16 protein-coding genes are annotated in these 21,579 nt (G+C 58.3%); 2 read left to right on the top strand and 14 right to left on the bottom strand.

Features of this window, described 5'->3' with window-relative positions; translation table 11 throughout:
- Positions 1–22 precede the first annotated feature (22 nt).
- The 6 genes from ACIPF8_RS18070 to ACIPF8_RS18095 form a co-directional block, all read right to left on the bottom strand.
- On the bottom strand, positions 23–5,947 hold the full coding sequence (locus ACIPF8_RS18070) for an Hpt domain-containing protein (RefSeq protein WP_400423633.1): 5,925 nt from the start codon (positions 5,945–5,947) through the stop codon (positions 23–25).
- Between the two features lie 181 nt (positions 5,948–6,128).
- A complete protein-coding gene (locus ACIPF8_RS18075) occupies positions 6,129–8,522 on the bottom strand; it encodes a methyl-accepting chemotaxis protein (RefSeq protein ID WP_400423634.1) in 2,394 nt (797 codons plus the stop codon).
- Between the two features lie 67 nt (positions 8,523–8,589).
- Positions 8,590–9,183, bottom strand: a complete 594-nt coding sequence (locus ACIPF8_RS18080; protein ID WP_400423636.1) for a chemotaxis protein CheW — start codon at positions 9,181–9,183, stop codon at positions 8,590–8,592.
- Positions 9,184–9,257: 74 nt separating this feature from the next.
- Positions 9,258–9,623, bottom strand: coding sequence for a PleD family two-component system response regulator (locus ACIPF8_RS18085; RefSeq protein WP_061532314.1), 366 nt, complete (start codon positions 9,621–9,623; stop codon positions 9,258–9,260).
- Positions 9,624–9,681: 58 nt separating this feature from the next.
- Complete coding sequence (locus tag ACIPF8_RS18090) at positions 9,682–10,098, bottom strand: PleD family two-component system response regulator (protein ID WP_061536975.1); 417 nt, start codon at positions 10,096–10,098, stop codon at positions 9,682–9,684.
- 161 nt (positions 10,099–10,259) lie between these two features.
- Entirely contained in the window at positions 10,260–10,412 is a 153-nt protein-coding gene (locus tag ACIPF8_RS18095) for a rubredoxin (RefSeq protein WP_061536974.1), read from the bottom strand.
- Positions 10,413–10,510: 98 nt separating this feature from the next.
- Between ACIPF8_RS18095 and ACIPF8_RS18100 the strand changes: the two genes are divergently transcribed.
- Both ACIPF8_RS18100 and hemL read left to right on the top strand, forming a co-directional pair.
- Complete coding sequence (locus ACIPF8_RS18100; RefSeq protein WP_400423638.1) at positions 10,511–11,362, top strand: hydroxymethylpyrimidine/phosphomethylpyrimidine kinase; 852 nt, start codon at positions 10,511–10,513, stop codon at positions 11,360–11,362.
- Between the two features lie 81 nt (positions 11,363–11,443).
- Positions 11,444–12,727 (top strand): glutamate-1-semialdehyde 2,1-aminomutase, encoded by a 1,284-nt coding sequence (hemL, locus tag ACIPF8_RS18105; protein ID WP_400423640.1) that lies wholly within the window; start codon positions 11,444–11,446, stop codon positions 12,725–12,727.
- A gap of 101 nt (positions 12,728–12,828) precedes the next feature.
- Here the strand turns inward: hemL and corA are convergent, their stop codons facing one another.
- From corA to mpl, 8 genes are all read right to left on the bottom strand, one after another.
- Positions 12,829–13,794: a magnesium/cobalt transporter CorA gene (gene corA / locus ACIPF8_RS18110; protein ID WP_400423641.1), complete on the bottom strand. Its 966-nt coding sequence runs from the start codon at positions 13,792–13,794 to the stop codon at positions 12,829–12,831.
- A 104-nt stretch (positions 13,795–13,898) separates the two neighbouring features.
- Positions 13,899–14,594, bottom strand: coding sequence for a monofunctional biosynthetic peptidoglycan transglycosylase (gene mtgA, locus ACIPF8_RS18115; RefSeq protein WP_400423643.1), 696 nt, complete (start codon positions 14,592–14,594; stop codon positions 13,899–13,901).
- Positions 14,595–14,816: 222 nt separating this feature from the next.
- On the bottom strand, positions 14,817–15,656 hold the full coding sequence (aroE, locus tag ACIPF8_RS18120) for a shikimate dehydrogenase (protein WP_400423645.1): 840 nt from the start codon (positions 15,654–15,656) through the stop codon (positions 14,817–14,819).
- Entirely contained in the window at positions 15,653–16,552 is a 900-nt protein-coding gene (locus ACIPF8_RS18125) for a TonB C-terminal domain-containing protein (protein ID WP_400423647.1), read from the bottom strand. The genes aroE and ACIPF8_RS18125 overlap by 4 nt, the downstream gene beginning before the upstream one ends.
- 96 nt (positions 16,553–16,648) lie before the next feature.
- A complete protein-coding gene (locus tag ACIPF8_RS18130) occupies positions 16,649–18,748 on the bottom strand; it encodes a ribonuclease catalytic domain-containing protein (protein WP_400423649.1) in 2,100 nt (699 codons plus the stop codon).
- 101 nt (positions 18,749–18,849) lie between these two features.
- Complete coding sequence (locus ACIPF8_RS18135; protein WP_400423651.1) at positions 18,850–19,512, bottom strand: chorismate--pyruvate lyase family protein; 663 nt, start codon at positions 19,510–19,512, stop codon at positions 18,850–18,852.
- Positions 19,512–20,111 carry a YqiA/YcfP family alpha/beta fold hydrolase gene (locus ACIPF8_RS18140; RefSeq protein ID WP_400423653.1) on the bottom strand — a complete coding sequence of 200 codons (600 nt, stop codon included), beginning with the start codon at positions 20,109–20,111 and terminating at the stop codon, positions 19,512–19,514. The genes ACIPF8_RS18135 and ACIPF8_RS18140 overlap by 1 nt, the downstream gene beginning before the upstream one ends.
- Positions 20,108–21,496: a UDP-N-acetylmuramate:L-alanyl-gamma-D-glutamyl-meso-diaminopimelate ligase gene (gene mpl / locus ACIPF8_RS18145; protein ID WP_400423655.1), complete on the bottom strand. Its 1,389-nt coding sequence runs from the start codon at positions 21,494–21,496 to the stop codon at positions 20,108–20,110. Before mpl ends, ACIPF8_RS18140 begins: the two co-directional genes overlap by 4 nt.
- Between the last annotated feature and the right edge of the window lie 83 nt (positions 21,497–21,579).

Raw genomic sequence — 21,579 nt, forward strand, 5'->3', positions numbered from 1 at the left:
TCCGCAACCGGCGCGCAAACTGTTAGTGCAGGGTTTTGGCTTCAGTCTTGATGAACGACTTGATGGTGCTCATCAGTTCATCTTCCTGGTACGGCTTGCCCAGGTATTCATTCACACCCAGCTCCATCGCATAGCTACGATGCTTCGACGCAGTGCGCGAGGTGATCATGATGATCGGAATATGGCGGGTCCGGTCATCGTTGCGAATATTCCTGGTAAGGTCGAAACCATCCATACGCGGCATTTCAATATCGACCAGCATGACGTCCGGTGTAATCGCCTGCAACTGCTCCAGCGCATCGACGCCGTCTTTCGCCAGCACCACCTGGTAGCCTTCACGCGACAGCAAACGCTGGGTGACGCGACGCACGGTCAGTGAATCGTCGACCACCATCACCACGTTCTGGCTGCGCAAGCCTTGCACGGCCTGGGCTGCCTGTGGCAACTTGAGGTCGGCGCCAGCTGCCATTTCAGCCACTGCGCCCATTGCATCATGCGTAGCCAGGGGCGACAAGCGCGGCGCGCGCTGTTCGTGCGCAAAACGCTGAGCCAGCGGCACCGGATTCAAGATCAGCACGATATCGCCCGAACCCAGCACAGTGGCGCCGGCAATCCCGATCATCCGCGACAATTGCGGTCCGATATTCTTGACCACGACTTCTCGGTTGCCGATGATTTCATCGACGTGGATCGCGACCCGCTCATTACCGGTGCGCAAAATGATGACCGGCGAATACTGCTGCGCCACCGGCACCGTATCCGCATCGCCCAGCAAGGCCGACAGATATTGCAGCGGCACGCGATGCCCCTGCCACATCAACATGCCATCGTTGTAGGCAGCAGCCAACGCCACCGCTTTCAACTGCTGCACTTGTTCAACCAGGGCCGACGGCACTGCATAGGTATTGCCGCCGGTGGTCAGGATCACCACCTGCGTCACTGCCAACGTCAACGGCAAGTGGATGGTGAACTCGGTGCCGGCGCCAGCATCGCTGCTAACCTCAACCCGGCCGCCCAGCGAAGCCGCTTCGGAACGCACCACATCCATGCCGACGCCGCGGCCAGCCAATTCGGTGACATCCGACGCAGTAGAAAAACCGGGCCGGAAAATCAGGTCGGTAGTTTCCAGGTCAGACAATTCCTGATCGTTTTCCAGCAGGCCGATAGTGCGGGCCTTGTCGCGAATCCGTCCCAGGTTCAAACCCTGGCCGTCATCCGACATCTTGATCAGAATTTCATTACCGTCTTGTCGAATTTCGATCTTCAGTTCACCGGTTTCGTTCTTGCCGGCAGCGCGCCGCGCTTCACGCGATTCGATGCCGTGCACGATGGCGTTACGCAGCAGATGCTCGAACGGGCCGATCATCTTTTCCAGCACGCTACGGTCGATTTCGACGTGGCTGCCGCGAATGTCCAGATTGACGCGCTTATCGAGTTCCTTCGACACCTGGCGCGTCAGCCGATACAAGCGCTCTGCGATACTGGCAAACTGCACCATGCGCACATGCATCAGGTCTTGCTGCAGTTCACGCGTCAATCGCCCTTGTGTCAACAAGTCGGCGTTGGCGCCTTCAACCGTATTGGTCAAGTTCTTTTGCAGCGAGGCGACGTCGTTGACGCTCTCCGCCATCATCCGCGTCAACTCCTGCAAGCGAGTGAAACGGTCAAACTCGAGTGGATCGAATTCACGCTCGCCGGCCTGCGTCATGCGTGAACTGATCTGCGCTTCAGCCTGAATTTCAATTTCCCGCAACTGGCTACGCAGACGATCGACGTTTTCCGTCAATTCGGACAGCGACAATTGCAAAGTCCCGATCCCCGACTCCAAACGCGAACGAGTGATCGACACTTCACCGGCCTGGTTGACCAGACGATCCAGAATCTCTGCATTGACACGCACCTGCGACACCAGTCCGCTGGCGGTGGCTGCTACTGCCGCTGCCGGTGTCAAGCCTGGTGCCAGTGAAGGCATCACGCTCGGTACATTGACCAGCGCATGCGCAACAGCCGGCTCTGTCGCTGCGGCCTCGACAGCCGGCGCTGCAACAGGCACTGCTGCCTGCGGATTACGCAGATTGTCGAACATCTGCACGCCACGGTCGTAGTGCGCCAACAACTCGTCAATAGTGTGACGCGATGGCGTACCCGAATGCAGCACGACTTCGATATGGCTTTCCATCTCGTGCATGTGCTGGCCGAGAATCATCGCGCCGGCCATGCGGGCACTACCCTTGATCGTATGCAGATGACGCAGGATGGATTGCGACGCGCCGTTGTCGGCAGGATTCTGCTGCCAGGTCCGCAGCGCGCTGCCGATCTGCGGCAACATATCGCTGCCCTCTTCCAGGAACACCGGCAACAGGTCGGCATCCAGCTCATCCCGGACCACCAGAGATGGATCGATGTCTTCCTTGCCAGGCTCGAACAAATGCAATGTCTCGGGAGCCACCGCTTCCAGCGGTGCAGTCGGCACTAACGGCTGCACCTGCGCATGCAACGACTCCACCGGGGAGTAGCCATGTTCGACGATATTTTCGATAACCGGTTCGGGCTCGACAGCTACTTGTGGCGTATCAAACGATTCGACTGCCGTTGCAACATGCTCCGCTTCCGGCGCACGCTGCTCTTGCCGCTGCCACAAACTATCCAGGCTGCTAACTAGTGCCGGCTCGTAATACGGCATGTCGCCTTGCGTGAATTGCTGCAACATCCATTTGATGCGTTCAACGCTCAATTGCAGTGTGTCGTAATCCTGTCCGTGCAAAGCGCCCGGTTGTAACGCCATCCTCTGCAATGCCATTTCCAGGGCGTGTGCAACTTCCTGCAGCGGCTTGAAGCCCACTGTGGCGGAACTGCCGGCCAGCGAGTGCGCGGCATGCACCGATTGCGTCATGACCGGACGTTCCGGCTCATGCCGCCATTCGGCAAAATCCTGCGCCAAATGCCGTACCAGCTGATCGGTTTCGGCCAGATAGATGTTGTACAGCGGCAGGCTGATCAGCAGCTCGCCGATTTGCTTGGTGCTGTCGTCGTGGCGGATTTCCTGCATGCCCGGAAAGGCGATTACCTCTGCGCTTGCAGGCTCTTCTGCCGGTACGTCGGCGACGAATGTTTCAACATCAGGTACGTCGCTGGGCTTGGCTTCGAATTCTGCCACAACCGGAACTTTCTCTTCCTCGGCAAAGGATGGCAAACCATGGCCTTCACCGAACAAGGCGAGATCTTCGTCGGTCAGTTGAATTTCTTCTGCCTGAGCTGGAAGCTCCGGCAGATCGCTCAGTTCCAGCGTTTCCGTCGCTTCGAGTGCGGCATCGGCGACCACATCAGCTGGACCATCGACAGCGACGTGTGCGACTGGGGCCGCTGCTGACGGTTCGAAAAATGCACCGCCATGACGGACCTGCTCGGCAATTTCAGTCAATGCCTGCGGCGTTTGCTGCGATTGTCCGTGCTCAAGGATTTCCTTGACCCAGCCGTCCAGCTGCGTCACGGCGTGATCCAGCAGGGACTGCAGATCAGCGGTCACAGGACGCGATTCTGACAGCCACACGTTCAGCACCTGCTCAATGCTCCATGCCGCTTCACCGAAGGCATTCAAGCCGATCATGCGGCTGCTGCCCTTCAAGGTATGAAAGGCGCGGCGCAATACCGTCAGGGGTTCCTGCGTATGCGAACTATCGCGGAGTTGCGGCAAGGTTTGCCTGGCATTCGTCAGGACCTCGTCCGCTTCTGACAAAAAAATCTCACGCAGTTCGGCATCGGCCTCCTCGTCGGTTACCGAAACTGCCGCTGGCGCAACTGTTTCCACCGCATGCAGCGGCACGATGGTGGTGACGATCTCCGCCAACGATTGCTGCGACGCCGAGAAATCAGGATGGTCGAGGATATCGATCGCAGCCTGGGCGCGCTCGTTGGCTTCCGGGTTGTCGCTCAATGTGGCGTCAACGCGCATCTGCACCAGCGATTCCTTCAACTGTTCCTGCAGCGCGGCGTCGTGCGGTTGTGCCGTCAGCGACAGCGCCAATTCAGCAGACTTGTTCTGATGTTGCAGCAGCTCGTCTTCCACCGTTGCCAACTCCGGCAACGCAGGTAAACTGTCGGCAGCAGAAGCAACAGCAGCGTGGGCATCGACATTATCCACCTCAGCCGCGTGCACCACCGGATCAGGTTGCGGCGCCGCGACTACGGCGCGACGCTCCAGCAGATTGACGCGGAACACGCCGGCCTCTTCATCGAAAGTGAAGTGGTTGTTTTGCGTATCCGACTGGTGCTGCAAGGTTTCGATAAAGAAGCTCAGTGCGCCAATGTTTTGCGCAATCTGTTCGAATTCCTTCTGCTCCGGCACCACATCGCTGCCTTCAGCGGCAAAGCGCTGCAAGGTATTGCGCGTATGTTCGACCACCCGCAATGCATCGGTCTGATCCTGGATCGCCAGCGCGCCCTGGATCTGATACAGCACTTGGCCGATCTGTGTCAGCACATCGCGCCGCTCCGGATCGTTGAAGAACTCGTCCAGCATCTTCTCGACCTGGCGCAAGCTCGACAGCATTTCCGAGGCCAGCATCTTGACGGTCTGGCGCTGCTGCGCTTCACGATAGATATCATCGATCCATTGCGCCGGCTTGCCCAATGTTTCACCGGACACAACCGACAGCAGACGTGCAGTCATCGCATCGGCACGTTCCGAGAAATTTTCCGGCAAACGGCTGATGTGATTCAGCGTGTTTTCAATGAACAACAGGCTGGTGGCGATTTCCATGCAAATCGCATCGCCCGGCCGCGAATGCGCAGCGTGGCGCGCAATGCCGTTCAATTCGCGCAACAGTTTCGACAGCGATGGCGCATTCAGGCGGCTGCCGGCTTCGCTCAAGCCCAGCATTTCCTGCTCAAATGCAGCAGCAGGAGCAGCATCGCCGCTGGCCAGGCGATCCCACATGTTCTTCGCCTGCGTCAGGCGATCCTTGGCCGCGCTCAACGCTTCCGGGCTGATCTGCCCGTAGTGGCGCGTGCCGTAATCGGACGGCACCAGGCCGTTCAAGCGATAAGCGGCGCGAATCTGCGCACCCAACTTGGAACTCTGTTCAACGCCGGCGATGAAAAACAGTGCATCGCGCAACAGGCGTTCGGAAATGCTCGACGAACCTTGGCTCAAGCGCCGCAACTGCAGGTTGATACGAGCGAACAGCTGCTTGACATACAGTTCGTTTGAAATCTGCGCCGCCGCAACTGCTTCGGAAAAACCATGCATCACCCACCAGAACGACCGGGATTGCTGGTTGCGCTGCATCTGTTCGACTTCGCCAACCACGCCTTGCATGGCGCCGGCGTTCTCCAGCTCTACAGCTTTGTCGGCGCTTTTCAGGAATGGCAGCAAGGCGCGCTCAAACCGCTTGCGCAACGGCAGATAGGCTGCGGCTTCAACCGGCAGAACCTGCTCGGCCTCCGGGAAATGAGGGCGAATGGTCAGGTCCGGGAAAAACAGATCGGCCGGATGGATTCTCTCGGCGCCGCGGATTTCCAGCAGCGACTGGTAGTACGGGAACAGCCGCACCGGCTGATGAGCACCGCCTGCCAGCAATTCGTCCAGGTATTCAATCAACGCCTGATACGCATTGCGGACGATTTCCACGTGCTGAGCCGTCAGTTCGGCTTGTCCCGACTCGGCACGCTCTAAAATATCTTCAACGGTTTCGGTAATGATGGTGACGCCGTCGATGTCAACCATCTGCAATGCGCCGTGCGCCTGGTGCAGATAGGTCTTGGCATGACGAATGGCGGTCGACTGATCGTCGCCGGCTGCAGAGTCAGCGGCTTTCGACAAGGCATTGCCGGATTGGCTCAGTGCCTCGCGAATTTCGCTCATCACCCATGACAATGGTCCGGTATCAAGGTGCGTCCGCGTCGAATCTTGCAAATGCGCAGCGGTACTGGAAAAATCGGTGGTCATGACTGCCTCATGGATTCAGGGAGTGGCCAATCTGGATTGACCACATGCATATCGGCCAAAGCGCCGCACAACATTGCAGCAGCGCAGCATCACAGATGCCGCAACGACTGCGGCAAGCTCCGGCCAATGCCGTCCCAGCCGGGCTTCGGAAAACGAAGGCCAGCCGGGACGGTGGTACACATTAGTTGGTCACGCGGAAACGCGATACCGAACTCTTCAAATCTTCTGCCAGCTTGGACAGTTCGCGAATCGACAGCGCCGTCTGGCGTGTACCTTCCCGCGTCTTTTCCGTCACCGAAAGAATGTTTTGAATGTTGGTAGCCACGCCGTTTGCCGAGTTGGCCTGCTGCTCGGTAGTGGAGGAAATGCTTTGAATCAGTTCCGCCAACCGGTTCGAAACGCGTCGGATATCCGACAACGCCGCACCGGCGGCATCTGACAGCTTGGCACCTTCGACCACACCCTGGGTCGAACGCTCCATCGCCACCACCGCATCGTGGGTGTCGGTCTGAATGGTACGCACCAGCGCACCAATCTGCTTGGTAGCAGCGCCTGAACGTTCCGCCAGGCGCTGAACTTCTTCCGCAACCACCGAGAATCCACGGCCGGCTTCACCTGCCGATGCCGCCTGGATCGCTGCATTCAGCGCCAGCACGTTGGTCTGTTCGGTAATGTCGGAAATCAGCTCGGTAATTTCACCAATTTCCTGTGACGATTCACCCAGCCGTTTGATGCGCTTGGAAGTTTCCTGGATGTGTTCGCGGATTTCGTTCATGCCTGAAATCGCGTTTTCCACCGCCTTGGAACCTTCTTCCGCCGCACTAACCGACTGCCGCGCCACTTCAGCTGATTCACTAGCTGACTTGGAAACGTCGGTAATCTGGGTCGCCATGTCGAGAACCGCTTGCGTGGTTTCTTGAATGTCGCGCGACTGCCGTTGCGACGCCGCCAACAGTTCGATCGAAATGCTTTGCGCTTGATCCGACGCCACAGTAACCTGCTGCGCCGTTGCGGTAACCCGTCCGACCAGTCCGCGCAATTCTTCCACCGTATAGTTAACCGAGTCGGCAATCGCGCCGGTAATGTCTTCCGACACCGTCGCCTGCACCGTCAAGTCACCGTCCGCCACTTCCTGCAATTCATTCATCAAGCGCAAAATCGCGGCCTGGTTCTGGTCGTTGGCGTTACTCGCGTCTTCTTCTTGCTTGATCGCCTGCAGACGCTGTTCTTCCGCTTCCATACGACGTACGTCAGCTTCGTGGGTACGGCGACGGCCGTCTTGCACCAGCACCCAGGCAATGCCCGCTGCTGCCAGCAGGGTAGCCAGCGCGGCCAGCAACATCAACCAGAACCAGATGCTTTGCGTATCCTGCGCATCGCGATAGGTATCCTGCAGAGCGCCCAAGCGTTGCTTCAGGGTTTCGTTCTCGGTAAAAATCAGCTGTTCCGATTGCTTGGCGGAGACGAAGTTCTGCATGTTGCCCAGAATCGATGCAACCGATTCCTGGTATTCGGCAAAGCTGGTTTCCAGTTCGGTCAGCTTGCTGCGCTCTTCATCGCTCTTGCTAGCCGACAGGCGCAATACATCGCTGCCGTTCAGGAAGCCGCTGACGATGTCGCGGAAAGTATTGGTATCCTTACCCAGCAAGAACGCGGTTTCCGGGTTCACACCTTCAGAGGTCAGGAATTCATTCGCGCTACGGCCAAGACGCTGGGTCAACATGACCAGCTGCGAAGACGCTGCGATTTCACGCGGAGTCGCGCCGCTCTGGGTTTTCAGTGTCGAGATCTGTTCCGACAGATCCAGCAGATTCGGCGAAATACCGTTCAGTTTTTGCAGGGTCACGCCGAAGCTGGTCAATTCCTTTTGCAGCTTCAGGATAGTGTCCGCAGCCTTGTCGGTATTCGACCAGACCTTGCTGACTTCGGTCAGCTTGGATTCCATTTGCGCGCTAGGCGTGCCGATGTTGTGGCCCTTGTAGTCGCCGCCCTTCATCAGGATGTTCAGATCCTGGTTGAATTCCTTGCGGCTGTCCGCCAACTGTTTGAATGCCTCAGGATTACCCTGAATCGCATTCGGTGTCGCCTTACCGATACGCTGCGAGTGCATCAGCGCGTCGCCGGCGATCTGGGTCTGGGTCGAACTCATCGTCGAACTCTTGGAGCTCAACCACAAGAACAGGATGGTCAGCAACAGACCGGCGCCGAGTGCGATCAGCAACAGGCGAATCTGCTTTTGCTGCGGCAATTTGCCGATCAGCGGCAGCGGCACCGCATCCGGGCTGGCGATTGCAGGGCCGGCCGCAGTTGCGCTAGCAGCGGCAGCCACACCCGCACTGGCGGCATTGGCGATGGATTCTCTGACAGCTTCCCGAGGAGTAGGGGCTGAGGCTGGGGCAGGCGCCGGAGCAGCTGCCGGCACGATTGTCGGCGCAGACTGCGGTTCTGGAATGAAGCGCTCCTCCATGACAGTCTGTTCAGGATCGTGCATCAATGCTTCCAGCGCGAAGCGATCACCAGCTTCTCCCTGCTCTTCCTTGGCCGCCTTCGATAAAGACGGTAGTTTGAATGCCATTACAGAATCTCCTAATTGCAAATTCGCTGCCACCGGATACTGCCGCTATTGCGGCAGCACCTGGGACTCATAAACCTACTTGTAAAAAACGAGGGTCTTGCAAGATCCGGGCCATACTCAGCTCGGTCCAGACCTGTGACTCACTATCGACGTAGCGCTTGGCACCGGTGCTGTCTATGGATTCCGCAGGCTGCAAGGTCATCTGGGCCACGTTCCGCAAACCCAGCACGCGCGACACCAGCAATCCGCTGCTGAACGAAAACGTCGGGGCAAACGCCACAATCCGACATTCCTTGTCAATTTGCGTCAAACCTTGTCCCTGGTACCGGGCAAAATCGATCACGCTGATCAGGCTACCCCGCACGTTGCTCAATCCCAGAAACCAATCATGGGTCAGCGGCACGCGGGAAATCTTGTCGACCGCGACGATTTCGCCGGCCTCTTGCAAATTCAACAACCAGCGGCTCTGTCCGATCAACAAGCCAAGCTGGCTTTCCTGCGCCTCAGCGCCACTGCGGGCGGCTTGCATCCGCTCCAGCAAGTGCGACTGGAATTCGCGCAGGCGGGTGCGTCGCGAGTCGGCATCGGTCGCGGCCTTATTCACGGGCAGCAGCGACGACGGCGACAATTCGGCGGTCAGGTGCGAGGTTGATTGGGTCATATTGATTGGGCGCTCATGTGACGTGAATCTGGCTGGTGTTCACGGCCTTGGGAGGCCGCAAATCCAGCGCGCAATTAACCAAGAGCGGCGATTTTTGCCAGCAATTCCTTGGGATCGATCGGCTTGACCAGGTAGTCGCGTGCACCTTGGCGCAAACCCCAGATGCGGTCGGTTTCCAGGCCCTTGCTGCTGCAGATGATGATAGGAATGTCCTTGGTGTCGTCATCGCGGGTGATCGAACGCGTCACCTGAAAGCCATTCTGGCCGGGCATGACCACATCCATCAGGATCAGCTGCGGCTTGTCCGCCTTGATCTTGTCGAGCAGGCCTTCACCGTTTTCGGAGGTGGACACGGAGTAGCCGGCCTTCGCCAGGATATCGGTCAGGAAATAACGCTCAGTTGGGGAGTCGTCGACAATCAGAATCTTTTGTATGGCCATTTTTCAACCTTTAATTACTTTACAGTTACGTCAAATTATTTCAAATCAGTCAACGCCATCAGGCATTGACCGCAATCGCGCCGTCCGCTGCCTGGGTGTGCTGACGCACTGCCTTGAGCAGGCTGTCCTTGGTAAACGGCTTGGTAAGATATTCGTCGGAACCGACCATGGCGCCACGTGCGCGGTCGAACAAGCCGTCCTTGGACGACAGCATGATCACCGGCGTAGCATGGAATTTGGCGCTTTTCTTGATTAGCGCACAGGTTTGATAGCCGTCAAGGCGAGGCATCAGGATGTCGCAAAAAATCAGCGCCGGCTTATGATCGTTAACTTTTGCCAAGGCATCGAAACCATCCTCTGCAAGTACAACCTGATAGCCGGCCTGACTCAGGAAAATCTCTGCGGAACGCCGAATTGTGCTGCTATCGTCGATCACCATTACCTTCAGGTTGACGCCGCCAAGTGATGTTGTCATGAAATCGTCTCATTCAATCCAAATAAATCTACGGCGTCACTGTAACAAAGAAAGACATTCCTTAGAACAATGTTTCTTACAGGGGGAGCTTAAAGTTCAATTTTTTTTGTAACTTTGAACGTTAAGTTAACATTCCCATAAGAAATAAATTGGTATCTGGATTAAATGGCAACCATTTCAAAATCTTCCTTGCGGGCGCCGCATTCAGGGCATGTCCAATTCATCGGCACGTCATCCCAGCGTGTGCCCGGCGCAATGCCCTCTTCCGGCAGCCCCGCTTCTTCGTCATAGACCCAGCCGCAAATCAGACACATCCAGGTTTTGAACTCTGTCTTGGTAGTTTCGTTATTGCTCACAGCGGTGACCCTTCAATCAAGTAAAATGCAAAGTCAGATATCTTAATCTACCCGCCGTGCAAAACCAAACTTCTCCACTCATATTGACATTCGGCGTTGCCGACCCCGTCGGCGCCGCCGGAATTCAGGCCGACCTGGCCACTTTTTCGTCGATGGGCTGCCACGGCCTGTCGGTCATCACGTCGATCCTGATCGGCGACACCGCCCGTATCGAAGACACCCAGCAGATCGACGCCGACTGGGTCGCCGACCAGGCCCGCGTACTGCTGGAAGACATGCCGGTGGCCGCTTTCAAGGTCGGCGCCGTCGGCAGCATCGAGAGCGTGTCGGTGATCGCGGAAATCGTCTCCGACTATCCGGAAATTCCGCTGATTCTAGACCCTTTTCTATCGGCCATGCCGGATCAGGGCCAGGATAGCGAAGACCTGCTTACCGCCATACGCGAATTGCTGATCCCGCAAACCACCGTCATGCTGCTGTCTGCGGTGGAGCTGGCGCGCCTGGCGGAAACCTGGCGCGAACCGTCGGCCGAAGACATGCTGAGCGTGGATGCAATGCGCATCATCGAACTCGGCTGCGAGTACCTGTTCGTCACCGGCACGCCAACCTCGGCCGCCGAAATCGGCAACACCTTGTTCAACGACACCGGCGTGGTGCGCGAAGACCAGTGGCCGCGCGTTTCCGGCTCATTCATCGGCGCCGGCAGCACCTTGTCGGCAGCCATTGCGGCGATGCTGGCGAATGGACTGGACGTACCGGAGGCAGTCTCTGAAGCGCAGGAATTCACGCTGGCAGCGGTCACGGCCGCGCAACGGTTGGGGATGGGTAAGCTGATTCCGGATCGCTATTTCTGGGCGCGTGAAGAAGGACTGCGTGCGGATGATGCGGATGCGGAAAATTCGCCTTGATGTGTCGAGGCTCTTCTGCACCAGCTTTGCCTAGCGCCTGATAAATCCTGTAATGAACATGAAACAAGAAATTAGAATCTTATGAAATCCAACAACGATACCCTCTTCGCCCGCGCTCAACTGACTACCCCTGGCGGCGTCAACTCGCCGGTACGCGCATTCCGCTCGGTCGGCGGCACACCACGTTTCATCACGCGCGCCGAAGGCCCGTATTTCTGGGATGCCGACGATCGCCGCTACATCGATTACATCGGCTCCTGGGGCCCGGCAATTGTCGGCCACGCGCATCCGACCGTGATCAAGGCGGTACAGGACGCGGCTGCGCGCGGCCTCAGCTTTGGCGCACCGACCCAAGGCGAAATCGAGATCGCCGAAGAAATCTGCAAGCTGGTGCCATCGATCGAACAAGTGCGCCTGGTATCCAGCGGCACCGAAGCGACCATGAGCGCGCTGCGCCTGGCGCGCGGCGCCACCGGCCGCGACAAGATCGTCAAGTTTGAAGGCTGCTATCACGGCCACGCCGATTCGCTGCTGGTCAAGGCCGGCAGCGGCCTGCTCACGTTCGGCAATCCGACTTCGGCCGGCGTGCCGGAAGATTTCGTCAAGCACACGCTGGTGCTGGACTACAACAACACCGAGCAGCTTGAAGATGCGTTCAAGAACATGGGCGATCAGATCGCTTGCGTGATTGTCGAGCCGGTGGCCGGCAACATGAACCTGGTGCGCGCGACGCCGGAATTCCTGCATACCATGCGCCGCCTGTGCACGCAGTACGGCGCCGTGCTGATTTTCGATGAAGTCATGTGCGGCTTCCGTGTCGCGCTTGGCGGCGCGCAATCGTTGTATGGCATTGCTCCCGATATCACCGCACTGGGCAAGGTCATCGGCGGTGGCTTGCCGGTAGCGGCCTTCGGCGGACGCGCCGACTTGATGGCGCATATGGCGCCGCTCGGTTCGGTGTACCAGGCCGGTACCCTGTCCGGCAATCCGGTGGCGGTAGCGGCAGGCATGAGCACGCTCAAACTGATTCAGGAGCCGGGTTTCTACGACAGATTGGGAGCGCAAACCGAGAAGCTGGTCGTCGGCTTGAACCAGGCAGCAAAAGACGCTGGCGTCACGTTCATCGGCGATGCAATCGGCGGCATGTTTGGTTTGTATTTCGCGGACGCGGTGCCAGGCACTTACGCCGCCGTGATGAAATCCAACAAGGATTTGTTCAACAAATTCTTCCATGCGATGCTCGACGCCGGCGTCTACCTGGCGCCATCGGCATTCGAAGCGGGCTTTGTCTCGGCGCAGCATGACGACGCCGTGATTGAAGCAACCGTGGCGGCGGCGCGCTGCGCCTTTGCGCAGTTGGCGTAAAGCAGGGTGGGCACTTGTGCCCACGCGGTATATCCGTCAGCAAGAGGATTTCCGCGTGGGCAAAAAAACCTGCCCGCCCTACGAGGATCTGTCCCAGCGCCTCAGTTCAACCAGCCACGTCGACGGAAATACCAGAACGGCGTGATCGCCGAGCACACCATCAGCACCAATGCCAGCGGATAGCCCAGATGCCATTCAAACTCTGGCATGAAGCGGAAGTTCATGCCGTAGATGCTGGCGATCAGTGTCGGCGGCAAGAACGCCACCGAGGCCACCGAGAAAATCTTGATGATCTTGTTCTGGTTGATGTTGATGAAACCGACCGTGGCATCCATCAGGAAGTTGATTTTATCGAACAGAAAAGCGGTGTGACCGTCAAGCGATTCGATGTCGCGCAGAATCTGCCGCGCATCTTCGAACTGGTCCACGCTTAGCAGGCGGCCGCGCATCAGGAAACTGACAGCGCGCCGCGTATCCATCATGTTGCGGCGAATCCGGCCGTTCAAATCTTCCTCGTGCGCCATGGCATTCAACGCTTCGGCGGCGGCCTGATCGGTCAACTTCTTTTGCAGTACGCGCTGGCTCACCTCATCCAGTGTCTTGTACACGCCTTCCAGCGCGTCGGCCGAATACTCGGCGTCGGTCTGATACAGGTCGAGCAGCACGTCCATGTAATCGCCGATCGACCCCGGCCGCGAACGCGCCCGCATCCGTACCAGGCGGAACACCGGCAAATCCTCGCCATGCACTGAAAACAGGATATTGCGCGCCAGGATAAAGGCTACGGTAACGGTCGACGAAGGACCGTCGTCTTCTTCAAACAGGAAGTCGGTGCGCAGATGCAGATCGCCGTTTTCTGCCTCGTAATAGCGGGCCGACGCTTCGATGTCCTTGACCTCGTCTTCCCCCGGCAAGGTCACGCCATAGATGCTCTTGACCCAGGCTCGTTCCTGATCGTTCGGCTCGGTCAGGTCGACCCATACCGGCTGCACTTTTTCAAGATCACTGTGACTCTCGATGTTGACCTGGTTCAGGCGGCCGTTTTGCAATACGAATACATTGATCATGCTTATCTCGCAGACAGATTTTTCAGAGAAGTTGCTCTTCAGTTTTTTGCGCCGGGGAAACTCACATTCACTGCAATTTAAACAACTTCTGACAAGCCCGCATTCTAAGGCAATTCCGCTGATCCCATACGCCGCAAAATCAAACCGGTGCGTTGCTGCAGATATGCCGAGCCGCGATTCTTGTCGTAGAAGCGCGGCTTCGGCAGCATCACCGCGAGCCGCGCAGCCTGGCTGGCGCCGAGGTTGGCGGCCGAGGTTTTATAGTAATGCTGGGCTGCCGCTTCGGCGCCAAAAACCCCGTTGCCCCACTCCACCACGTTCAAGTAAATCTCGAAGATGCGCTCTTTATCCATCCAGAACTCAAGCATGTAGGTGATGATCAGTTCCTGGCCCTTGCGCAAATAACTGCGCTCGCCCGACAGGAACAGATTTTTCGCCAACTGCTGGGTGATGGTGGAACCGCCGCGCACCACCTTGCCTTTCTTTTCATTTTTTTCGTAAGCCTTCTGCAGAGCGTCCCAATCGACGCCGTCATGCTCGGAGAAATTGGCGTCTTCGGAGGCAATGATGGCGCGTTTAAGGTTGGTTGAGATACGCGCATAAGGCACCCATTTGAATTGCAGCTGCGCATCCGGCACAGTCTCGCGCAACTCGGACAAGCGAGCCCGCATGAAACTGGTGGAGCTCGGATTGTGATCCACCCACCACCAGATCTGCACGAAAAAATAAACTTGCAACAGCAAGATTGCGGCGATCAGCAGCATGCATAAACGCAATATTATTTTGCCCACTGATTTCATTCTCATTTCCTGCTTGATTATTTGGTCGATTAGGGAAAATGTCATCGCCGCATCGCGGCGACTCTTCAGCTTTTCCCACGATTATCATTCTTTGTATTGAAGCAATCTATCTAATCTACCGTAGGGTGGGCACCTGTGCACACGCGTCATTTCAATTTCATCGATGCGGTTCGTTTCTGCGACGCGTGGGCAAAAAAAACTTGTCCACCCTACCGATTGCAATTACTTCAATTGCGCGCGCAACGCAGCAAATATTGCATCGGTTTGCGGGCGCACGCCACGCCAAACGAAGAAGGATTCTGCCGCCTGCTCCACCAGCATGCCGAGGCCGTCGCGCACCTGCGCGCCGTGCGCCGCAGCGAACTGCATGAACACCGTCGGCTGTCCGCCGTACATCATGTCGTAGGCCAGCGTCGCCGGGCCGAACACCTGTGACGCAATCGGCGGCACGTCAGCCTGCAGGCTGGCCGAAGTCGCATTGATTACCAGGTCGAACTGTTGCTGCACATCGGCAAAACCGCAGGCGCTCAGCGCACACTGTCCGGCGAAAGGCTGGAATTGTTGCACCAGTTCGAGTGCCTTGGCCGGTGTACGGTTGGCAATCACCAGCTGTGCCGGATGGGATTCCAGCAACGGCAAAATGACGCCGCGCGCAGCGCCGCCCGCGCCCAGCAGGAGGATTTTTTTACCGGCCAGGTCGAAGCCTGCATTACGCGCGATATCGCTGACCAGGCCGACGCCATCGGTATTGTCGCCGAGTATGTCGTCGCCATCGAACTTCAACGTGTTGACCGCGCCGGCAGCCTTGGCCCTGATGGTCAGGGTAGTCGCCAGTGCATAGGCTTCCAGTTTGAATGGCACGGTGACATTGGCGCCCTTGCCTCCCTGCGCGACGAATTCCTGCACCGTCGCGACGAAGCCATCCAGCGGCGCCAGCAGGCGGCCGTAGCGCAGGTCTTGCGCGGTGTCGGCGGCAAATCGGGTGTGGATATCGGGAGATTTGCTGTGTGCAATCGGATTGCCGATCACCACATACTCAGCGAATGACGTTGCGGCGGTCATTGGTTATTTCCTCCCATCAGTTGCGCCTCGAGCAAGCCCTCGCGGGTAAATTCAAAAGTCGAGATCACTTCCCACACGTCGTCCTTGCCGCTGCTGCGCATGTTCTCGGGAAAGCGCCCAAACGGCGCCGCGCGCTCGATGATCTTCAAGGTTGCGCTATCGAGATCGGGATTGCCGGAGCCGCGTTCGATGCGGGCGCCGCCTTCCTTGGTATAGATCGAGCCATCCTGGTAGATCGGGATATACACCACCAGCTTCCCATACAGGTTGCGGCCGTTCTTTTTCGGGAAATTCAGCGTACCCAGTTTTTCGACGCGATCCTGGAATGCCTTGTAGTAAGCCGCATAGCCGACCGCGCGCGTGCTCGGCGTGATCTGCGTCTTCTTCGGCCGCTTGTTGTAATCGTCGATATTCTTGGCGATCTCGGCTTCCTTGCGGGCGATCGCCTTGGCGCTTTCAACCAGGTCGCTGCCGCTCGGCTGCGGCGTATTGTCGCTGGCCTTGTCCTGCACGCTCATGGCCGGCAATTTCAACGGCGTTTCCTTGCGCATCTGCGCCAACATCTGTTGTTGTTGCTGCTCCAGCTGTTCGATGCGGCGCTTGGTGGCCATTACGTTGTCGCCGTCCTCGGATTTGCGCAGATCCGGCAGCGGCGACTTGGCGCGCCCGGCATCGGCATTGCCGCCGCCGTCCAGGTTGGCTTGCGCCAGCGCCTCCGGCTTGACCGGCTTGGTGCTGTGCTTGGCGTTGACCAGGATCACTTCCAGCGTGGGATCGGTCGGTTTCAGTTTGAACGCGTCGGCGCCGGTAAAGCGCACTGCCAGCAACGCGGCGTGCGCGACGACTGACGCCACGATGGCGCCAACCAGGATTCGATTTTGAAAAATGGATTTCACGCGTGAGCCACAAGTCGCTATAAGGAAGAAAGGGATTCTACGACAAAGCGACATTCCAACGGGAAATTTACAGTCGCTTTGTCGCTGGTCGCGGATTCAATCAGCCTGTGGCTTGGCTTCCTGGACAATACTCTCGTCATCAACTGCCGGTCCGGTTTCTGCAGAGGCTCCTGCTTCGCCCGGCTCATCCGGCGCGGCGACTTCCGCGGTCTCATGCGGCATGTCCATTGCCGCATCCAGTTCCTCGGCAATCTCCTCGTCCTCCGCCTCATCCAGTTGCTGCGCATCGGCGCTCGGCGCCGCACACACTTCCAGCAAGCGCGCCTCGACTGTCAGGTCGACCTCATCCCAGCGCAAGATGTCCAGCTTGACTTGGGTGCCGCGCGCCAGTTGTTGCATGCCTGGCAATTTGATGATCAACGGGATCGCCGCCAAGCGCAGTATCTCGTCTTTCAGCACCGCCGCCTCAACCTGGCGTGCCTGCTCCTGATCCAGCCAGCGCAAGCACCAGTAGCGCTCCATGGTCGATTGGAAATCGCCGTAGCCGGAATATGCCGCATCAAAGCCGGAGACGATAGCAAACAGATCGGCATCGCGTGGCTTGAACGGCGCCACCAGCGGCGCCGCAACGCCGCCTTCGATACATGCCAGGATCTGCCATTGGTTGACCAGATCCGTATAACGGCGCAATGGCGAGGTGCTCCACGCATATTGATCCACACCCAGGCCTTGGTGAGGCGCGGCATGCGTGACCATGCGCACCTGCATCTTGGCAGCCCAGCCGCCGCTGCCGCCGCCCTGCGCCCGGTAGATGCCAGGTACGCCATGATCCGACATCAACTTGCCCCAGCTGCTGTTGGCAAAGATCATCAGTTCGGCGACGATCTTGTCGAGCGGTGCGCCGCGCTTGCGGCGAGCGATGGTGACGACATCGTCTTCCACATAGAAATTGAAATCGACCCGGTTGTTTTGCTCGGGCCGCAAGCCGAAACTTTCGCGCTTGGCCATACGGCCTTGCTCCAGCACCTGTATCCATTTCCACAACACCGCGATATCGGCCTTGTGCGGATAGTCGCCGGCATCGTTGGCCAGATTTTCCTCGGTCACCAGTTCGTCGAGCGTGTTGTGGCGCAGGTTGGCCGAAATCGGCACCAGTTCGGCGCGGCTTTCCGTGCCGATCACACTCCAGTCTTGCGGATTGAGGGTGGCGTACAGCGACAGCGCCGGGCAATTCTTGCCTTCCGCCAGCGTGAAGGCCTCGACCAGTTCATCCGGCAGCATGGTGATCTTGTCGCCCGGCATATACACGGTCGACATGCGCTGGCGCGCAATCGCATCCAGCGCGTCGCCACGCTTGATGCCCAGGCCCGGCGCAGCAATGTGAATACCGACCCGGATATTGCCATCGGCCAGCGTCTGCACCGACAGCGCGTCGTCGATTTCGGTGGTGGTCACATCGTCGATGGAGAAAGCCTGCACTGCCGCCAGCGGCAACTCCGCCACTGACGGAATGGTGATCTTGGGGAAGCCGGCACCCTTGGGGAAAAACTCCAGCAGGAATTTCGACAGGTGCAACTGCTTCGCCGAAGCAATCCCGCCAACCTTCAACATCAGGCGCTGCGGCGAAGTCTGCAACTCAATGCAGGCGGCATCCAGTGCCTTGTATTCGATGCTGTTCTTGTCCGGCTTGAACAGCAATTGCAGCACCAGCGGCTTCATCACGTCCGGCAACTCGCCGGCCTTGAGCTGCTCCACGTACTGCGCCTGGATCAAGCCCTGCTGTTTCTTTTTCTCGATGCCAGCCTGGGCTGCCCTGAGCGACGCTTCCGGCGCTGCCTTGTAGCGCCCCCGGCCCTTTTTATAAAAATAGATCGGCGCCGTGTGCAGGCTGAGCAACAAGCCGGCGGCTTCCACCGGCAGCGGCGCATGGCCGAAATATTCGGCGCCCAGTTCGGCAAACCCGAACTCTTCCTGGCCAGCGACTTCCCACAGGAAATCCAGTTCAATCTCTTGCGCGATACGTTGCGCCTCTTCCAGCAATTCCTGCGGCGACGGCGTGTTGTACTGCAGCAGCACGTCCTTGGATTTGACCTTGCTGCGTTTGCCCGTTGGCAGTTCGACCTGATAGGCCTCGCCTTGCTGCGACAGTACAACACCTGCTTTAAAGTCGCCGGACTCTTCGAAAAATAGATTCATTGCATGCTTTACGTGTGGATTTCTGATGATACCGCTGTCAGCGCAGTGTGCTTGCTTACTTGTTTATCTAACTGCTTGCAGAATTGCTTACTGATTACTGATTACTTAACAGCGCCAAATGAGAGTGGTTGGAGGACCGGTGGATTGTGCCGGGAAGAATCGCCGACAACGGCTGCTGCGGAAAACACCATTTTCAGATCGGGCCGCGCCCGTCGCAGTTCGTCGATTTCGGGGAAAAACACTTCCGTCACCAACATCACGCCGGTTTTGCGGCGAAAGGCCGAACGCCTGGCCCACAAGGGAAAATCGAAACGGTCTACCCCGACCGCAGCACACATGCGCCGCACCAGCGGATGGCTGCCATACAAGCGGGCAAATTGCAGCTGACCGCGCGCCACCAGCGGATCACCGAACAAGGTAGTGCCAAGTGAGCGCTCACCCAAGGTGCTGAAAAACGGCCATTCTGTGGTCGTCGCGCCGAGCGCCACCACGGTATGCCCCAGCACCATCGGCCGGCCGTCGCAACGTAGCAGGACATCCCGCTCCTGTACCTGCAGACGGCGCGGCAACGCGATCTCCTGCCACTCATCGGCCAGGCACATGGCGCGCTGCTGACGCAGGCGCTGTACCCGAAACTGCTGGCAATGCGCCATCAGCTTGTAGGTCAACGAAGCCCGATCGGTCAGCCAGTCGCGCATATTGTCCGATGGATGAACGCCATTTGCGTGTTCATGCCATTTGGCAAAAGTATGTGAACGCGGCATCAGGCACCCGATCCGGCTGCGCCGGCAGTCAGCGGTATGCCGCAAAAAGCCAGCACTGCATCGGCATAATCGGCGAATTCGCTGATGCCGTGGTCGCTGCCCTCGATCACTACTTGCCTGGCCTGCGGATAATGGCCGACCATCTCGCGCCAATCGAGCACTTCGTCGCCGGTAGCGGCAATCAGAAAATAGCGCTCGGGCCGCGTGATGCGGTCAATTTGCAAAGCCTGTAATTCTGCGATGTACTCGCGCTTGAATTCAAACGGCTCGTCGGAGTGATATTGCGTGCTGACGCCGACATACTTTTCCAGGTCGCGCGGCGGCTTGACGGCAGGATTCAGCAGGATCGCACGGCAACCAATCTGTTCGCCCAACCAGGTGGCGTAGTAGCCGCCCAGCGACGAACCGATCAGGGTCAGGTCGGCCGGCTTGCAATCCTTGATGCAGTCTTGCGCCAGGCTGATCGCAGCGGCCGGCGAAGCCGGCAACTGCGGACACAGATAGTCGCCCGCCCGGCCCAGCTGTTGCATGCGTTCGGCCAGCAGGCGCGCCTTGAAGGATTGCGGCGATGAACGGAAGCCGTGCAGATAAAGAATCATTGCAATCCAGACAAGGCGGTCAGGATTTTCTGATGGACGCCGCCGAAACCGCCGTTGCTCATCACCAGCACCTGGTCGCCCGGCTTGGCGGCCTTGGCAATCGCCGCCACCAATTGTTCGAGATCGTCGTAAGCACTCGCTTTGTCGCCGAGCGGCTGCAGCGCTTCGCCCAGGTTCCAATCGAGCGCTTCCTTGCCTGTGCCTTTGGCGCCATAGCCGAACACCAGGTCGGCTTCGCCCAAACTACCCGGCAGCGCATCTTTCATGGCGCCCAGCTTCATCGTGTTCGAACGCGGCTCCAGCACCGCCAGGATGCGCGCCTTGCCGACCTTCTTGCGCAAGCCGGCAACGGTAGTGGCGATGGCGGTCGGATGGTGGGCGAAATCGTCATACACCGCGATATCGCGTACCGTGCCGCGCAATTCCATCCGGCGTTTGACGTTTTCAAACTTGCTCAGTGCGGCAATCGCCTGCACCGGCGGCACGCCGACATGGCGGGCGGCGGCAATCGCAGCCACCGCGTTCATGCGATTGTGCTCACCGCTCAACTGCCATTGCACCACGCCCTGGAGCTCGCCATTGAAGCTCACTTCAAAGTCGCCGTTCTCCAGGGTGTGGAGCGACCAGCCTTGCTGCTCGCCGCCAAACATTTCCTTTTCGCTCCAGCAACCGCGTTGCAGCACGCGTTGCAACGCCGGTTCGCGGGCATTCACAACCAGGCGGCCGACACCGGGGACGGTGCGGACCAGATGATGGAACTGGGTTTCGATCGCTGCCAGATCAGGAAAAATGTCGGCGTGATCGTATTCCAGGTTATTCAGGATCGCGGTCTTGGCGTGATAGTGGACAAACTTGCTGCGCTTGTCGAAGAAGGCGGTGTCGTATTCATCGGCTTCGATGACGAAGAACGAAGATGCTGCGGCACCGGCTTTGCCCGATAACCTGGCAGAAATGCCGAAATTCATCGGCACGCCGCCGATCAGGAAACCGGGATCGTAACCGGCGTCTTCCAGGATCCAGGCCAGCATCGCTGAAGTGGTGGTCTTGCCGTGGGTGCCGGCTACCGCCAGGACCCATTTGTCGCGCAAGATATGCTCGCCGATCCATTGCGGCCCCGAGACATACGGCAAACCGCGGTTCAGTATCTCTTCCATCAAGGGATTGCCGCGCGAGACCACATTGCCGATCACGAACAAGTCCGGCTGCAGGTTTATCTGTTCCGGGCCGAAACCCTGGATCAGTTCGATGCCTTGCGCCTCGAGCTGGGTGCTCATCGGCGGGTACACATTGGCATCGCAGCCGGTCACTTTATGTCCGGCCTGTTTAGCCAACACCGCCAAACCGCCCATAAAGGTGCCGCAGATGCCAAGGATATGAATATGCATTCTTGAGTTTCACTATTCTACTAAGAGGAATACCGTGATTTTACCTGAGCGGCCGGTTTGACCGATAAACTGACGCCTAGATT

The organism is Collimonas sp. NPDC087041 (assembly GCF_044745265.1).
Lineage (GTDB): Bacteria > Pseudomonadota > Gammaproteobacteria > Burkholderiales > Burkholderiaceae_D > Collimonas.

Bases quoted from the DNA above. Each gene is read 5' to 3' on its own strand.
- ACIPF8_RS18070 (WP_400423633.1), bottom strand. From the start codon at position 5,947: ATGACCACCGATTTTTCCAGTACCGCTGCGCATTTGCAAGATTCGACG.
- ACIPF8_RS18075 (WP_400423634.1), bottom strand. From the start codon at position 8,522: ATGGCATTCAAACTACCGTCTTTATCGAAGGCGGCCAAGGAAGAGCAG.
- ACIPF8_RS18080 (WP_400423636.1), bottom strand. From the start codon at position 9,183: ATGACCCAATCAACCTCGCACCTGACCGCCGAATTGTCGCCGTCGTCG.
- ACIPF8_RS18085 (WP_061532314.1), bottom strand. From the start codon at position 9,623: ATGGCCATACAAAAGATTCTGATTGTCGACGACTCCCCAACTGAGCGT.
- ACIPF8_RS18090 (WP_061536975.1), bottom strand. From the start codon at position 10,098: ATGACAACATCACTTGGCGGCGTCAACCTGAAGGTAATGGTGATCGAC.
- ACIPF8_RS18095 (WP_061536974.1), bottom strand. From the start codon at position 10,412: ATGTGTCTGATTTGCGGCTGGGTCTATGACGAAGAAGCGGGGCTGCCG.
- hemL (WP_400423640.1), top strand. From the start codon at position 11,444: ATGAAATCCAACAACGATACCCTCTTCGCCCGCGCTCAACTGACTACC.
- corA (WP_400423641.1), bottom strand. From the start codon at position 13,794: ATGATCAATGTATTCGTATTGCAAAACGGCCGCCTGAACCAGGTCAAC.
- mtgA (WP_400423643.1), bottom strand. From the start codon at position 14,594: ATGAAATCAGTGGGCAAAATAATATTGCGTTTATGCATGCTGCTGATC.
- aroE (WP_400423645.1), bottom strand. From the start codon at position 15,656: ATGACCGCCGCAACGTCATTCGCTGAGTATGTGGTGATCGGCAATCCG.
- ACIPF8_RS18130 (WP_400423649.1), bottom strand. From the start codon at position 18,748: ATGAATCTATTTTTCGAAGAGTCCGGCGACTTTAAAGCAGGTGTTGTA.
- ACIPF8_RS18135 (WP_400423651.1), bottom strand. From the start codon at position 19,512: ATGCCGCGTTCACATACTTTTGCCAAATGGCATGAACACGCAAATGGC.
- ACIPF8_RS18140 (WP_400423653.1), bottom strand. From the start codon at position 20,111: ATGATTCTTTATCTGCACGGCTTCCGTTCATCGCCGCAATCCTTCAAG.
- mpl (WP_400423655.1), bottom strand. From the start codon at position 21,496: ATGCATATTCATATCCTTGGCATCTGCGGCACCTTTATGGGCGGTTTG.